General features: G+C 62.9%; 15 protein-coding genes. 1 reads left to right on the top strand and 14 read right to left on the bottom strand.

Features of this window, described 5'->3' with window-relative positions; translation table 11 throughout:
- Positions 1-268: 268 nt before the first annotated feature.
- The 6 genes from BFN67_RS23785 to BFN67_RS23760 all read right to left on the bottom strand — a co-directional run bounded on the left by BFN67_RS23785 (position 269) and on the right by BFN67_RS23760 (position 5,088).
- Complete coding sequence (locus tag BFN67_RS23785) at positions 269-1,312, bottom strand: IS110 family RNA-guided transposase (RefSeq protein ID WP_080918558.1); 1,044 nt, start codon at positions 1,310-1,312, stop codon at positions 269-271.
- Between the two features lie 42 nt (positions 1,313-1,354).
- Positions 1,355-2,467, bottom strand: a complete 1,113-nt coding sequence (locus BFN67_RS23780) for an MFS transporter (RefSeq protein WP_280951358.1) — start codon at positions 2,465-2,467, stop codon at positions 1,355-1,357.
- Between the two features lie 7 nt (positions 2,468-2,474).
- Entirely contained in the window at positions 2,475-2,756 is a 282-nt protein-coding gene (locus BFN67_RS23775) for a metal-sensing transcriptional repressor (RefSeq protein WP_080921924.1), read from the bottom strand.
- A gap of 58 nt (positions 2,757-2,814) precedes the next feature.
- Complete coding sequence (locus tag BFN67_RS23770; protein ID WP_080921923.1) at positions 2,815-3,624, bottom strand: AraC family transcriptional regulator; 810 nt, start codon at positions 3,622-3,624, stop codon at positions 2,815-2,817.
- An 89-nt stretch (positions 3,625-3,713) separates the two neighbouring features.
- The gene (locus tag BFN67_RS23765) at positions 3,714-4,058 is read right to left on the bottom strand and encodes an ArsR/SmtB family transcription factor (RefSeq protein ID WP_080921922.1); all 345 of its coding nucleotides are present in this window, start codon (positions 4,056-4,058) and stop codon (positions 3,714-3,716) included.
- A 46-nt stretch (positions 4,059-4,104) separates the two neighbouring features.
- Complete coding sequence (locus BFN67_RS23760) at positions 4,105-5,088, bottom strand: cation diffusion facilitator family transporter (RefSeq protein WP_080921921.1); 984 nt, start codon at positions 5,086-5,088, stop codon at positions 4,105-4,107.
- A gap of 565 nt (positions 5,089-5,653) precedes the next feature.
- On the opposite strand from BFN67_RS23760, the gene BFN67_RS23755 reads away from it, so the two are divergent.
- Positions 5,654-6,571, top strand: a complete 918-nt coding sequence (locus tag BFN67_RS23755; protein WP_080921920.1) for a LysR family transcriptional regulator — start codon at positions 5,654-5,656, stop codon at positions 6,569-6,571.
- Here BFN67_RS23755 and BFN67_RS23750 read toward each other — a convergent pair.
- From BFN67_RS23750 to trbE, 8 genes are read right to left on the bottom strand one after another with little or no spacing between them, the layout of a single operon-like run.
- A complete protein-coding gene (locus BFN67_RS23750) occupies positions 6,566-6,820 on the bottom strand; it encodes a DUF2274 domain-containing protein (RefSeq protein WP_080921919.1) in 255 nt (84 codons plus the stop codon). The genes BFN67_RS23755 and BFN67_RS23750 overlap by 6 nt on opposite strands.
- Before the next feature lie 2 nt (positions 6,821-6,822).
- A complete protein-coding gene (locus BFN67_RS23745; protein WP_080921918.1) occupies positions 6,823-7,965 on the bottom strand; it encodes a TraB/TrbI/VirB10 family type IV secretion system protein in 1,143 nt (380 codons plus the stop codon).
- Positions 7,962-8,921, bottom strand: coding sequence for a P-type conjugative transfer protein TrbG (gene trbG / locus BFN67_RS23740; protein WP_080921917.1), 960 nt, complete (start codon positions 8,919-8,921; stop codon positions 7,962-7,964). Before trbG ends, BFN67_RS23745 begins: the two co-directional genes overlap by 4 nt.
- Positions 8,918-9,607 (bottom strand): conjugal transfer protein TrbF, encoded by a 690-nt coding sequence (gene trbF, locus BFN67_RS23735; RefSeq protein ID WP_080921916.1) that lies wholly within the window; start codon positions 9,605-9,607, stop codon positions 8,918-8,920. Before trbF ends, trbG begins: the two co-directional genes overlap by 4 nt.
- Positions 9,604-10,965, bottom strand: a complete 1,362-nt coding sequence (trbL, locus tag BFN67_RS23730; RefSeq protein WP_080921915.1) for a P-type conjugative transfer protein TrbL — start codon at positions 10,963-10,965, stop codon at positions 9,604-9,606. The genes trbF and trbL overlap by 4 nt, the downstream gene beginning before the upstream one ends.
- 3 nt (positions 10,966-10,968) lie before the next feature.
- Positions 10,969-11,265, bottom strand: a complete 297-nt coding sequence (gene trbK-alt, locus BFN67_RS23725; protein WP_080921914.1) for a putative entry exclusion protein TrbK-alt — start codon at positions 11,263-11,265, stop codon at positions 10,969-10,971.
- A gap of 20 nt (positions 11,266-11,285) precedes the next feature.
- Positions 11,286-12,053, bottom strand: a complete 768-nt coding sequence (trbJ, locus tag BFN67_RS23720) for a P-type conjugative transfer protein TrbJ (RefSeq protein WP_080921913.1) — start codon at positions 12,051-12,053, stop codon at positions 11,286-11,288.
- A gap of 2 nt (positions 12,054-12,055) precedes the next feature.
- Entirely contained in the window at positions 12,056-14,500 is a 2,445-nt protein-coding gene (trbE, locus tag BFN67_RS23715; protein WP_080921912.1) for a conjugal transfer protein TrbE, read from the bottom strand.
- Between the last annotated feature and the right edge of the window lie 7 nt (positions 14,501-14,507).

Below are 14,507 nucleotides of genomic sequence, written 5' to 3'. Positions count from 1 at the left end.
TATGTGGAACGGCCCGCGGTGCAAGGATGCTTTTCAGTCGATTTCACCACATGAGGACGGTGCGGTCATATGTCCGGCCTACTGGTGCGGTCATGACCGCTGGCCTCGATGAAGTCCGCGAAGCAGGTGGCTGGATCAAGGGGGCGCGCTTTGTGCGCGTCACGGGTTTCGGCCTGTCCTGTTTCGGGATTTCGTCCCGTGGTTCATCGTCTGTTGTGCACCTCACCTGCCGGGGGTCGCCGGGCAGCTCGTCTCGGCGGTCCTGCGCTTATGCGGCGACAGGTCCTGCCTCGATTCCTGTTGGATCTCGGTAGATTCCACCTCTGGTCAGCAATACCCAGATCATCCGGGCGATCTTATTGGCGAGCGCCACCGCCACGACCTTGAAGGGTCGCCGCGTGAGCATGTTCTTCAGCCACGGCCAAACTCGGTCGCGATACTGCACATGACGTAGCACCGATGCCGCCCCCGTCGTCAGCAATGATCGCAGCACCGGATTGCCCATCTTCGATATTCGCCCTAACCGTTCTTTGCCGCCGCTGGAATGCGCTTTCGGGGTGAGCCCGATCCAGGCTGCAAAGTGGCGAGCGGATTTGAAGCCGGCGGGATCGGGAACGAATGCCTTTACGGCCATGGCGATAATGGCGCCAACGCCAGGGATGGTCGCGAGGCGCCGCATCTCATCATCCTGCTTGGCCTGGATGACGATCTCACGTTCGAGTTTGTCGATCTGTGTGGCGAGCATCTCGATCTGATTGATGATTTCGGTCAGGGCAAAGCGCGCAGCCGGAGGAAGTCGGGTGTCTTCCTCATCCCGGATGATTGGCGCCAATGCTTTGACGTTGGCGATGCCGGTCGGAGCGATGATACCCAGCTCTCCCAAATGGGCGCGCAATGCATTGATCGCTTGTGTCCTCTGACGCACCAGTAGGGCCCGCGTTTTGAGCACCATCACCGCAGCCTGCTGCTCAGCCGTCTTAACCGGGACGAACCGCATCGTCTTTCGCGTCACCGCCTCAGCGATGGCTTCTGCGTCGGCGGCGTCGGTCTTGCCGCGCTTGACGAACGGCTTGACGTATTGAGGCGGTAGCAGCCTGACATCGTGGCCGAAGGCCGAGATCTCACGCGCCCAGTAGTGCGCACTGGCGCAGGCTTCCATCCCGACCAGGCACCGTGGCAATCTCTCGAAGAAACGCAGCACCTCGGCGCGACGAAGCTTCCGGTTGAATAGCGGAGTGCCCTCGGCATCCGCGCCAAAAGCCTGGAAAACGTGCTTCGCCAAGTCCAGTCCAATAGTGGTAACATCTTTCACGGAACGGTCCCTCCTTGTGGCGTTTGCGACAACGACCACCTTTTAGCACTTCGATGCTGTCGGAGCGGGCCGTTCCACCTCATCAAGGGGGTAGGTGATCAGCCAGCAGGCATGGGAAAGCGCGAACTGAGCCGCAAAGAGCGCCGGCCTGTCTTCTGGATGCGCCGAGCGGCGGAGCAGTCGGCCGGACGGCGTCTGCGTCATTGAATAGCCAAACCCCAGAACGAACCAAAGCGACAACGCAAATCCGAAATTGGAAACGGCGGAACCTGCGAAGAGTCCGAAGACCAGAATGGCCGAGCCTGTCAGCATCGCCCTTCGATCGGGAATTTTATCCAGAAGGCGCGGCAGGAAAAGCGCTGCGACCATCGAGCCTGCACCGAAGGCCGCAAGTGCAAGCGCCGTGGCGTGCTGGCTGAGGCGGAAGTCCGCTTGCACGAGAACAACGGTATTGACGATCACCATCGCGCTTGCTGCCGCCACCGCGAGGTTCAGCGCCAACAAGCCCCGCAGGCGCGGCGTGGCGAGATAGATTCGCAGGCCGCGCGTCGTTCGATCGTAGATGCTGCGCTGCTCGCTCGCCTTGGGACTCGGCAAGGTAACCAAAACGACGAGGATCGCCGAGCAGACAAAGCCGACGACAGTACCAGCAAAAAGGTTATGGAAGCTGATGACCGTCAGCAGGGCTGCAGCAAGCATTGGGCTGACAACGCTTTCAAGGTCGTAGGCAAGGCGCGAGAGCGATAGCGCCCTCGTGTAGTCCTTCTCATCGGGCAGAACGTCCGGAATTGTCGCCTGGAAGGTCGGCGTGAAGCCGGCGGAGGCCGATTGAAGGACGAAGATAAGGGCATAGACCTGCCAAATCTCGGTCACGAACGGTAGAAACAATGCCACGGCGGCGCGCACGAGGTCGAGGCAGACCAGCATCGTGCGACGCGGCAGGCGCCCCGCAAAGGCCGCTGCGACAGGTGCCACCCCCACATAGGCGATCATCTTGATGGCGAGCGCCGTTCCCAGCACCGCACCCGCATCGGGGCCGGCGAGATCATAGGCCAATAGCCCGAGCGCGACCGTTGCAAGCCCTGTTCCGACAAGCTCGATAACCTGCGCCAGGAAGAGGTGGCGATAGGTGCGGTTTCCAAGAACCTGCAACATGGGGACCTCACAGATACTTGGTTATGTCCTTGAATTCATCGATCGAACGGCGATCGTTCTTCGAAAGCGTCCCGACCACGTCTTCGAGGCAATGGTCTAGGTGGTCCTGAATCAGCGTCCGCTTGGCCTGCGCGATTGCCTTCTCGACCGCGTAAAGCTGCTGGGCGATGTCGAGGCACGGCCGGCCGGCCTCGATCATCTCGACGATCCCGCGCAAATGGCCGTCCGCGCGCTTGAGGCGCTTCACGATCGCTGTGTGAGTTCGATGAGCATTGGCTTGTTCGTCCATAACAATTATCCTATCCCCCTGGAGGGGATAATGCAACCAGCCTATCGACAGAGTGGCGTCAGCGCCAAGTCTGCAAGTAAGCCGTTGGCGTGATTCCGAGCCAGCGTTTGAACATGGCGGCGAGAGCCACCGGGCTCGCATATCCCAGCCAGAATGCAACCTTTCTAATGGGGTCGCCCTGAGCCATACGAGCAATTGCCGCGATCAGACATGCTCGCTGCCGCCATGCCACGAAGCTCAGGCCGGTCTCGCTCCTGAACCTTCGCGTGAATGTTCGGCGGCTTATGCCCATGCTGACACTCCACTGTTCAATCGAGTCGGCTGCTCTCGGCTCTTTCAGAAAGTTGGTGCAGCGTTGTGCAAGGACCGTGTCGGACGGGAGCGGGAGGAAAAGGGGCCGACGAGGGCTATGTTGAAGGTCATACAAAAGAAGGCCGGCGATTGCTGTCTCTCGTCCACTTGACGGAGAATTCGTGCGAGGCGTAGCCACCGTCTCGATAAGGTGGCGTAGCAACGGGGACAGATCGACTACGAAGCAATTCTCGCCGAGATCGACCGCGGACGCACGCTTGATGTCGAGAATTTGGACGATCACATTGCCAAACATGTGGGCGTCGTGATCCGCACCGGGAGGTATCAGGAGGCCGTGACCAGGCGGAGCGATCCAGACGCCCTGCGGGGTCGAGACGGCAACGGCGCCTGATACGGCGTGCAGAAGGCGCGCGCAATGATGGCGATGCCGCGTCGTGGTATAGTTGTCGGGATATTCGGCTCTCTCAACCGCCAGCGCGGATAGCACAGAGCTTTCCTCATCAATCGGACATGCCGGGCGGTCAGCCATATCGATGCAAATTTCGGCATCGTTCATCGTCAAAGTCTTTCATCTGAAGAGTGGTGGTCTCCGGGCCTTTGTCTCTCACCTCGCGATGATCTGTTCAGCCCTATCGCGCGAGATGTTCAGGATTGCGCGTCGACGACATGCTGTTCGGCAACGCTCTCTCTGTCCTCACGTACATGCGAGAGCATATCGAGCAGGACGTCCCCGACATGCTGATCGGAGATTTCATAGAACATCTGCTTTGAGTGTCGGACCCGCGTCACCAGCCGCGCGCCGCGAAGTAGTCGGAGGTGGTGGCTGACGAGCGACTGCGACAGGTCAAGCGTTTCGGAGATATCCGTCACCGACTTCGGACCGTTCTCACAATGAAGGAGAATCCTAAGCCTGCTGGGGTCACCCAGCAGGCGAAAGGTTTCGGATAGGAAGTTCAACTCCTGGGTCGAAGGGGAACCTGCCTTGTTCAATGTCGTTCCTTTCCAGTTTCCGAGCGGACCCTTGGAAACGGGGCGGCTAATGCGAATGGCCTGCGTGGGAAACCGCTGCCTTGCTCGGCTCCTCCAGTGTGCAACTGGCTACGCCGTCCCAGTCGATCCCGATCGTCGGGTGTTCGATCTTGAACTCCGTCTTCAGTTCATGCTCCACCTTTTGCATCACGCTGCGAACATCGACGCCCTCCGCCGGCTGCACCTGAAGCGTTGCAAGCACGCGCCCCGAGGTCAGCGACCAGACGTGGATGTGGTTGACGCTCTGGATGCCCGGAACAGACTTGCGCAGATGCTCGGAAATCTTTTCGGCACTGGCGTTGTCCGGCGCACCTTCGAGCAGGATATGCAGCGTATTCTTCAGCAAGCTCCAGGCGCTACGCAGGATCAGCAGAGAGACGAACACCGACAGGATGGGGTCAATCGGGGTCCAGCCCGTGTACCAAATTACGACGGCCGCAACGATCGCGCCGACGGAGCCGAGCAGGTCACCCATGACGTGCAGCACGGCGCCCTTGACGTTGACGTGATCGGAATCGCCGCGCGTCAGATACCAGAGCACGAAGAGGTTCACGAGCATGCCGATTAGGGCGACGACGAACATCGAACCAGCCATGACCGGCTGCGGTTCCTGGAAACGCTCAATGGCCTCATAGACGATCCAGCCGACGATACCGAACAGGGTAAGGGCATTCACGAGGCCCGCGATTACCTCGAAGCGGGCGTAGCCGAAGGTACGCTGGCCGTCGGCGGCGCGGCGTCCGAGGCGGAAGGCGACGTAAGCGAGACCGAGCGCGATTGCGTCGGTAAGCATATGCCCGGCATCGGCGAGCAGCGCGAGCGAGCCGGAAATCACGCCGCCGACGGCTTCGACGACCATGAAGGTGAAGATGATGAAGAAGGAAATGAGGATCTTCCGCTCGTTTTCCTTCGTCACGGTCGGAACGTGCGAATGATCATGATCATGATCGTGATCATGGCCGTGGTGGTCGCTGTGAGAGTGGTCTGCCATAGGTCGGTCCAGTGATTGCGTTTAGGTTCAACAATTGAATACATGTTCAAATGTTTTATTGTCAACCGGCCCGCGTAAAAAATTTGAAAGCTGTGCGCAGACACCACAAGATCACGTACATTCCCCGACAAATGGGCTTGACCTTGTCACCGTTGGAATCTGCACGATGCCAACTCGAATGGGTGACGCATGCGGAGGTATGCCTGATCGAAACAGGATGACTGTGCGTCCTATTCGCGACCGACGCTCACGCGATCGGGGGCACTGATAGATATAATTTTTAATATTGAATATATGTTCAATTGTTGTATTGTTCAATCGTCCTTGAGTTGAACGGCCATCGGCCGCTAAGGGAGTGAGCGGCTCAGATGACTGAAGATGTGAGCTATCTCTACGTTCGGAACTCGATTGAAAACAATCGAATCGGCAACGTCTGCGACGTTCGCTCAACCGTGTTGATGACGCAATGCTGAGAAGTTGCGAGCGTCACATAGTCTGCCCTCGAGCTTCGACGCTTCGACCCCATTCTTCGGTTTGCCCCTTTGTCGGCCGAAGGTAAGTGCCGATGGCGAAGTCTTTTTTGTCGGGCATTGAACTCCGCCATCTCCGCTATTTTGTCGCCGCGGCTGAGCATGGCAGCTTCCGAAAGGCGGGCGTTGCCATCGGGGTTGGGGAACCAGCTATCAGCCGCAGAATTCGAGATCTCGAAGATCATCTGGGAGCGGCACTGTTTCATCGACATAGCGGCGGCGTAGGTCTCACGTTTGCCGGAAAGCGGTTTCTCCGGCTAGCGCGCCAGATTATCCGAAATCTTGGAGAAGGCGCACAGGACGTCGCTGCTTTGGGTCGCTCCGAGTGCGGAAGCGTCAAGATCGGCATCTTTTCCTCCATCGCTTCCGGCTTTTTGACTGAGCTGCTGCGAGACTACGGCCAACACCACGCGAGTGTCCGGGTCGAACTGATCGACGGCAATCCCGAGGAACACGTAGCCGCAATCCGACAGCTCAGTCTCGACGTGGCCTTTTTGACGGGTGTGCGCGAATGGTCCGACTGTGACCGGATACATCTTTGGACGGAGAAGGTCTTTGCGGTATTGCAGGAAGACCATCCGCTTGCTGCGAGCGAAGAGCTGACCTGGCGCGATTTGGTTCAGGAGCCGTTCATCGTCAGTGAGACGGCCCCTGGGCAGGAGGTACATGACTATCTTGTCCACCGACTCGCAGATCTCGGCCGTCACCCTGATATCCGACGGCAGGGTGTAGGCCGAGACAACCTCTTTCCCTTGGTCGGGCTCGGAAAAGGGATGACGCTAACCAGCGAATCGACGACGGCCGCAACGTTTCCGGGTATCACCTATCGGCCGATCGCAGGTGAGGTATTGCCATTCAGTGCTGTATGGTCTGCAAAGAATGACAACCCAGCACTTCGCAGACTTTTGAGTTTGGCAAAGTCGATATCAAAGAGGAATGGACTGGGCCTATAGGTGGCCGCTCCCTGACGAAGAAGGTGTTGCTTTGGTCATCTTTTTCGCCTTCGCGAATCCCCGGTCGGTTGAAATGAACCGTTCGAGCATCGGCACGATCAGCTTTGTCGGATCGCTTAAGGTGTGTCCCGACTCACGCTCCAGAATTTCAGCATAGGCAGCCAGATCGCGGTGAAGCGGCCCCGGCAGTTCCACGGTGATCTTGACGGGTTTGTCGTCAGCGATGAGGCCGAGTTTCAGCTTAGTCATGGTCAGCTCCTGTAAGGTTCGAGCACCAAATCGCGCGTGACGATGACCCTGACCGGGAAGCCGGGCCGGATGGTCAGCGTGGGCGCGACCTGCAACTGGCGCTGGACGATATGCTGACCGGCTTGATTCACGGTGTCCTGCGCGCCGTCGCGCACGGCGCGGAGCAGCCGGTCGTTGTCGTCGGTGGCGAGTTCCGCGCCGACGCCGAGGAGCGTCGAGAGTGCGGCGGCCTTGGCGAGATCCCACCAGTGGTAATCGACACCATCTTCAAGGCCGGCATAGCCCTGTGTGTCAGCGCCCGGCTGACGCTCGAGAACGATCGAGCGGCCGTTCGGCATGATGAGTCGGTTCCAGACGAGCAGCACACGGCGCTGTCCGAACTGGACGCTGTTGTCGTACTCGCCGATGAGCCGCGTCCCCTGCGGCACGAGGAGGATGCTGCCGGTCGGGCTGTCATAGATGTTCTCCGTGACCTGCGCGGTGATCTGGCCGGGAAGATCGGAACGAATGCCGGTGATGAGCGCAGCGGAAATCACCGCGCCCGCCTGAAGCACGAAGGGCGACGCCGGCGGCGTCACGCGATCCGGCGTGACCGTGCGCCGGTCGGCCGCGGCGTTGAGGAAGGCAAGCTGCCGGTCCTGCGCGGTCGGTTGGCCTGTGGCGGCGCTGGCGGGATCGAAGCCTGTAAGGCCGGGCATAGCGCCCGGTGTAGCCGCGGTCGATCCTTGCCTCGACTGGAAGAAGACCGTGCTGAGGCGTGCGGCTTCTTCCTCGGCGCGGCGGCGCTGCTCGGCCTCGTCGACTCCGGGTGACGGCACCACGGGCGACACGACCGGCTGGCCGGCATTCTGCGCGGACAGGATTGGGCCGCCGAGATCGCCGGGCAGCGCCGGCCCGAGGACGGGGCCGGTGTAGTCGCGTGGCAGGCTCGCAAGACCATCGGCGGTCTGCCGGTTGGCGGTGGAGTAGAGTTCTTCCCCGCCATCGCCGCCAGTGGGTGTCTGGAGCGCGTAGATCAGCGCCCCGCCGATCCCGACCAGGGCCACGGCCGCGACGCTGGCGAGCATCTTGCGCGACAGCCGCGTGACGCGCGGAGCTTCTGCGCGCAGGCGCATAGGGGCTGCGTTGGTTTCTGTATCGCTCATGACTGCGGCCTCCCGTCGGTGCGAACGATCCTGACGACCTGCTGACGCTCTCCGCCGCCAAGGCGCAGTTCGGCCGCCCCGAACAGGCGATCGACGATCAGGATGTGTTGATAGATGCGGGTGTTGGCGATCTGCGCTTCACCTTCCGGGCCGATGACGAAGATCGGCGGCATCTCGCCCTGCACGATGCCGCGCGGGAATTCGACATAGACACGGCGGCCGTCGTCATAGACGACGACGGGCTTCCATGGCGGATTGTCGCTGCCGGTCAGGCCATAGCGATAGTTGCGGGCGGCGACGGCGGGGATGACCGGCGTTGCGGGAACGGCCTGACGCCCGCCGCCTGCCGACTGCGGATAGGACCAAGACACGGCCGGCATATAGGGCTTCTCGCCGGATCGCAACTCGACCATGTAGGTGCGCCGGTCGGTGGTGATGACGAGATTGGTGGTGATGTCGGCGCGCGTTGGCTTCACCAGCACATGCACACGACGGGCCACGCCGGAACCGGATTCGGTGTCGCCAATGATCCAACGGGCGGTATCGCCGGCAGCGATCGGACCTGCGCCGGTCAGGCTTTCGCCGGGTTCGAGCGCGATATTGGTGATCTGGCCGGGTGCGGCATAGACCTGATAGAGCGCGCCTTCCGACCATGGATAGACCTGAATGGCGTTGAAATAGCCCTCGCGGCGCGGCTGCACGCGGGCAGCGGCATTGGCGTTCTCGACGCGACCGGTCGGGGTGCCGGCGGTCTCGCCACCGCGTGCGACCGTCCAGGCCGGCGGGATCAGCACCGGCTTCGGCCGGTCATCGATGACAGCAGCGGGAATGGCCGGTAACGGCGGCACACTGGCGTCATAGCTGATCGACGGCGGCTTGTTGGTGGCGCAGCCTGCCAATGCGGTCGCGGCCAGCAGTACAGCCGGGACTACGGATTTACGGAAAGCCGATTTCATTGGCCGATCTCCCGCGACCACGAAATCGCATTGACATAGATTCCTAGGGGATTGGCCTTGAGCCGTTCGGCATCGCGCGGCGGCTGAACGGCGATGGTGAGGATCGCGGTCCAACGCTCGGTCGCTGAAAGCTGCCCGTTCTCGTAGCGTCGTTCCGTCCAGGCGACGCGGAACGAATCCGGTGACGCGCGGATGACGCTGGAGACGTCGACAGCGATCTGCTGCTTGCCGACCTTGGTGAAGGGATCGTTGGTGCGGGCATAGTCGTTGAGCGCGGCGGCGCCGCGATCGGTCGTCCACTCATAGGCGCGAAGCCAGTTCTGGCGGACGATGATCGGATCGGCGGGGATCGAGCGGACCTGCTCGATGAAGCGGGCGAGATGCCACGCGATCTGCGGATCGGTCGGGCGATAGTCGGCGGTGGCCGGCGCAATGCTCTGCGCCTGGCCGAGTTTATCGACCTGGACAACCCACGGTACGACGGTCCCGCGTGCGGACTGGATGACGAGCGCCCCGGCGAAGCCCGCCGAGAGAATGAGCGAGCCGAAGGCCATGTAGCGCCAGTTCTTGGCCTGCACGCGGGCCGAGCCGATGCGGTTATCCCAGACCTGCGCGGCTTGCTGGTAAGGCGTCTCGGGTTCGGGCGTCTTGCCGTAATGCACGGCGGGTCGCTTGAAGATGTTCATGAGCGGTCGCTTTCGGAAAGGTTGATGGAAGAGCCGGAGCCGTGGCTGTCGCCGGACTTGACGGCATGGGCGGCGGCGCTGACGCCGTGAGAAAGGTGCTGGCTGCGCTTCATGCGCTTGGCCCATTCCGGGGCGTCGCCTGCCGCTGCTGTCGGCGTGGATGCGGCCTCGGCGGCTTCACCGCCGACGGTTCCCATGGTCGAGGAGCCGCCGGTCGCGCCAAATCCGGCCTTGGCGCCATCGGAGAAGCTGGATTTCATGCTTTCGGAAGCACGCGCTACGGCGCGCTTCAGCGGCGAGACGGCTGTGGAGCCTGCGGCGCGGGCGACGCCGCCCACGCCGGAGGCGACGCCCGCCGCACCGGACTGCCCCATGGAACCAAGCGAATAGGCGGTCGATGCTGCGCCTGCCGCTGTCGCGCCGCCGCGTGCAGCGGCAGCGCCACCGGAGAGCGCCGCCGATCCACCTTTGAGGGCGAGACCCGCCGCACCGCCTGCGGCAAGGGCAGCACCTCCCACGGCAAGGCCGGTGCCCACCGCCGCACCCGCGCCGAGCTGCGGACCACCAGAGACGAGGCCGTTGGCGATGCCGGGGCCGAAGATGCCGAGGCCGAGCAAGGAGAGGGCGGCGAGCACGATCGCCATGGCGTCGTCGACGGTCGGGGTCGTGCCGCCGAAGCCCTTGGTGAACTCGCCGAAGAGGGTCGAGCCGATCCCGATGATGACGGCCAGGACCAGAACCTTGATGCCGCTGGAAATGACGTTGCCAAGCACGCGCTCGGCCATGAAGGCGGTCTTGCCGAAGAGACCGAAGGGAATGAGGACGAAACCGGCGAGCGTCGACAGCTTGAACTCGATCAGCGTCACGAAAAGCTGGATCGCCAAAATAAAGAAAGCGAGGATCACCAGCGCCCAGGCGAAAAGCAGGCAGACGATCTGGATCAGGTTCTCGAACACGGAGATCCAGCCCATCAGTGGCGAGATCGCCTCCAACAGCGGCCGGGCGGCATCGAGGCCGGTTTGCGCGACCTTGCCGGGGCGCATCAGGTCGGCCGCGGAAAACCCGGTCCCGCTTGCCTTTAGGCCGAGCCCGGCGAAGCTGTCGAAGACGATCTTGGCGAGATTGTTCCAGTTGCCGATGAGATAGGCGAAGACGCCGACGAACAGCGTCTTCTTGACGAGGCGCGCGATGATGTCGTCATCGCCGGCCCAGCTCCAGAACAGGGCCGCCAGCGTCACGTCGATCACGATCAACGTGGTCGCGATGAACGCTACTTCACCGGAGAGAAGGCCAAAGCCAGAGTCGATGTATTTGGTGAATACGCCGAGGAAATTGTCGATGACGCCTGCGCCGCCCATGGCTCACCGCCCTTCCGGGGTGGCGGGCGTTGCCGGTGCGACCGGCGTCGGCGCGTGGCCGAGAAAGCGGTCGCGGGTTTCGGCCCAGACGCGCAGGCACTCCGTATCGCTCGCGGCCTGTTGACCAAGTTGCTGGCACCGGCGCTGGCTCTCGCGCAGCGGATCGCCTTCGGGCTGAAGCTGACGCGCCGACGGCGATGCTGGCGCGTCCTGCTTGCGGGTCATTTCGATCGCCGTCGCCGTGACGGCGACCGCGACGAATACGATAGCGCCCAGCCGGGCCAGCATCTTGCCGTCCATGAGCTTCCTCCTTTCCGGCCTTATTTGCCGCTGTTGAACATCTGGGCGTTGCCGGGCTGGTAGCCCGAGCCCGGCGTCAGGAAGCGGCGACGCTGTTCGCGGCCCTGTTCGGCGGCGGCGGTGCGTTCCGCCTCGGTGAGCGCGCTGGCGCGGCCGTTAGAGGCGAGCAGCGCCACGAGATCCGAAAGCTGCTGCGATTGCAGGGCGAGGATCTGATTGCCGGCCTGTGTCGCCTGAAGCGCGCCGGTCGCGCCCTGGCTCTGGCTGACCAGCGCCGACATCTGCGTGCGGTTGGTGTCGATGTTGGAGACGACGCCGGCCTGCACGCGCATCGCGTCCTGAAGCCCGCCGACGGTGTTCTGCCAGCGCGAGCGGGCGTCGGCGACCATCTGCTTGTCGGTCGTCGACATCGAGACGTTGCCGTATTTCTGGGTGAACATCTGGTCGATCTGCTGGACGTTGAACGCGATGCCCTGAGCCTGCTGGAGAAGCTGCTGGGTGCGCTGCACGTTCTGCTGCAAGGTCTGGAGCGCCGAGTAAGGCAGGCTCGCCAGGTTCTTCGCCTGGTTGATGAGCATCTGCGCTTCGTTCTGGAGCGAGGTGATCTGGTTGGTGATCTGCTCCAGCGTGCGCGCCGCCGTGAGGACGTTTTGCGCATAGTTGCTGGGATCGAAGACGATGATCGCGTGCGCGGGTGTCGCCATCATCGGCGAGAGCGCGAGCGGGGCTGCCGCCAGCATGGTCGCGGCGAGCGCCATGGCGCGCGAGCGGATACGAAGGGTAAGCATAGTCAGGACTCCTTTGCTGCTTGGCGGAACGAGAAAGTTGGAATGAGATCAGCCGCCCATCCGACGTCGCGGGCGCGCAGCCACGCGGCGAGAAAGCCGTCGCGGCCGTGTTCGGCGACGAGGTTGGCGATCAGGGTCTGGTCGGATTTCGAGGATGCGGCGCAGAGCGCGAGGCCGACTTCGGACAGGCCCAGCTCGAACAGGCGGTTGCCGCGCCGCGACTGGCAGTAATAGTCGCGCTTGGGCGTCGCGCGTGCGAGGATCTCGATCTGCCGGTCGTTGAGGCCGAAGCGGCGATAGATGGCCGTGATCTGCGGCTCGATCGCGCGTTCGTTCGGGAGCAACAGCCGCGTCGGGCAGCTTTCGATGATGGCCGGCGCGATGCTCGAATTGTCGATGTCGCTGAGCGACTGCGTGGCGAAGATGACCGATGCGTTCTTCTTGCGGAGCGTCTTCAGCCACTCCCTGAGCTGGCCGGCGAAACCCTCGTCGTCGAGCGCCAGCCAGCCCTCGTCGATGATGAGCAGCGTCGGCCGCCCGTCGAGCCGGTCGCCGATGCGGTGGAAGAGATAGGAAAGCACCGCAGGCGCGGCGCCGGTCCCGACCAGGCCCTCGATCTCGAACGCCTGCACGGCGGCCGAGCCGAGATGCTCGGCCTCGGCATCGAGCAGCCGGCCATAGGCGCCGCCGACGCAATAAGGCCGGAGCGCCTGTTTGATGTCGTTGGACTGGAGCAGCACCGACAGGCCGGTGATCGTGCGTTCCTCGACCGGCGCCGACGCCAGCGAGGTCAGCGCCGTCCAGATATGCTCCTTCACGTCCGGGGTGATCTGGATCGCTTCACGCATCAGGATTGCGACGATCCAGTCGGCCGCCCAGGCACGCTCATAGGTGTCGTGGATGCGGGAGAGCGGCTGGAGCGAAACGGAGAACTCGTCCCCTTCGGTTAGCCCGCCGCCCAGGTCGTGCCAGTCGCCGCCCATCGCGATGGCGGCGGCGCGGATGCTGCCGCCAAAATCGAACGCGAAGACTTGGCTGCGCTCGTAGCGTCGGAACTGCAAGGCCATGAGCGCGAGCAGCACGGACTTGCCGGCGCCGGTAGGGCCGACGACGAGCGTGTGGCCGACGTCCCCGACGTGAAGGGATAACCGGAACGGGGTCGAGCCTTCGGTCTTGCCGTAAAGCAAGGGGGGCGCACCGAAATGCTCGTCCAGCTCCGGCCCCGCCCACACCGCCGACAGCGGGATCATGTGGGCGAGATTCAAAGTGCTGATGGGAGGCTGGCGGACGTTGGCGTAAGCATGACCGGGGAGCGAACCGAGCCAGGCATCGACCGCGTTGACGCCTTCGACCATGGCCGTGAAGTCGCGGCCCTGGATGACTTTCTCGACAAGGCGCAGCTTCTCGTCGGCAAGACGCGGATCGGCGTCCCACACCACGATCGTCGCGGTGACATAGGCCATGCCGGCGACATCGGCGCCCAGCTCCTGCAAGGCCAGATCGGCGTCGGCCGCCTTGTTCGACGCATCGGTATCGACCAGCGCCGACGCCTCGTTGGTCAGAACTTCCTTGAGGATCGCGGCGATCGATTTGCGTTTCGCAAACCATTGGCGGCGGATTTTGGTCAGCAGCTTGGTCGCGTCGGTCTTGTCGAGCAGGATCGCGCGGGTCGACCACCGATATGGAAAAGCGAGCCGGTTGAGATCGTCGAGCAGGCCGGGCGTCGTCGCGGTCGGAAAGCCGATGACCGTGAGAACGCGCAGATGCTGATCGCCAAGACGCGGCTCCAGGCCGCCGGTCAGCGGCTGATCGGCGAGCAGCGCATCGAGATAGACCGGGGTTTCCGGCACGCGGACGCGGTGGCGCTTGGTCGAGACGGTCGAATGCAGATAGGTCAGCGTCTCCGCGTCATCGAGCCAGCCGCATTCGGGCATGAAGCCGTCGAGGAGCGCGAGCACGCGATCGGTGCGGTCGATGAAACCCCGCATCACTTCCTGGGGATCGACGCCGGATTGCTCGCGGCCCTCGTAGAGCCAGGTCTCGGCCCGCGCGGCGTCCTCGGCCGGCGGCAGATAGAGGATGGTCAGGAGGTAGTCCGACACGAAGTGGATGCCGGCCTCCTCGAAGTCGGCCTTGCGTTCCTCGTCCACCAGGCCGGATGCTGGATCGGGGAATGTGCTGTCGGGATAGGTCGCGGCTTCGCTGCGTTGCGCCTCGACGAAGATGCTCCAGCCGGAGCCGAGACGGCGGAAAGCGTTGTTGATGCGGCCCGCAACGGCAACCAGCTCGGCGGCGACGGCGCTATCGAGATCGGGGCCACGGAAGCGCGCCGTGCGCTGGAAAGAGCCGTCCTTGTTCACGACGACGCCGGGGCCGACCAGAGCGGCCCAGGGCAGGAAATCGGCAAGGCGGGAGGCGGTACGGCGATATTCGGCGAGGTTCATCATGGGCGTC

The organism is Manganibacter manganicus (genome assembly GCF_002075885.1).
GTDB classification, from domain to species: Bacteria; Pseudomonadota; Alphaproteobacteria; order Rhizobiales; family Rhizobiaceae; genus Mesorhizobium; species Mesorhizobium manganicum.
The sequence above is the reverse complement of the archived record's forward strand: the minus strand, read 5'-3'. Positions and strand labels throughout refer to the sequence as shown.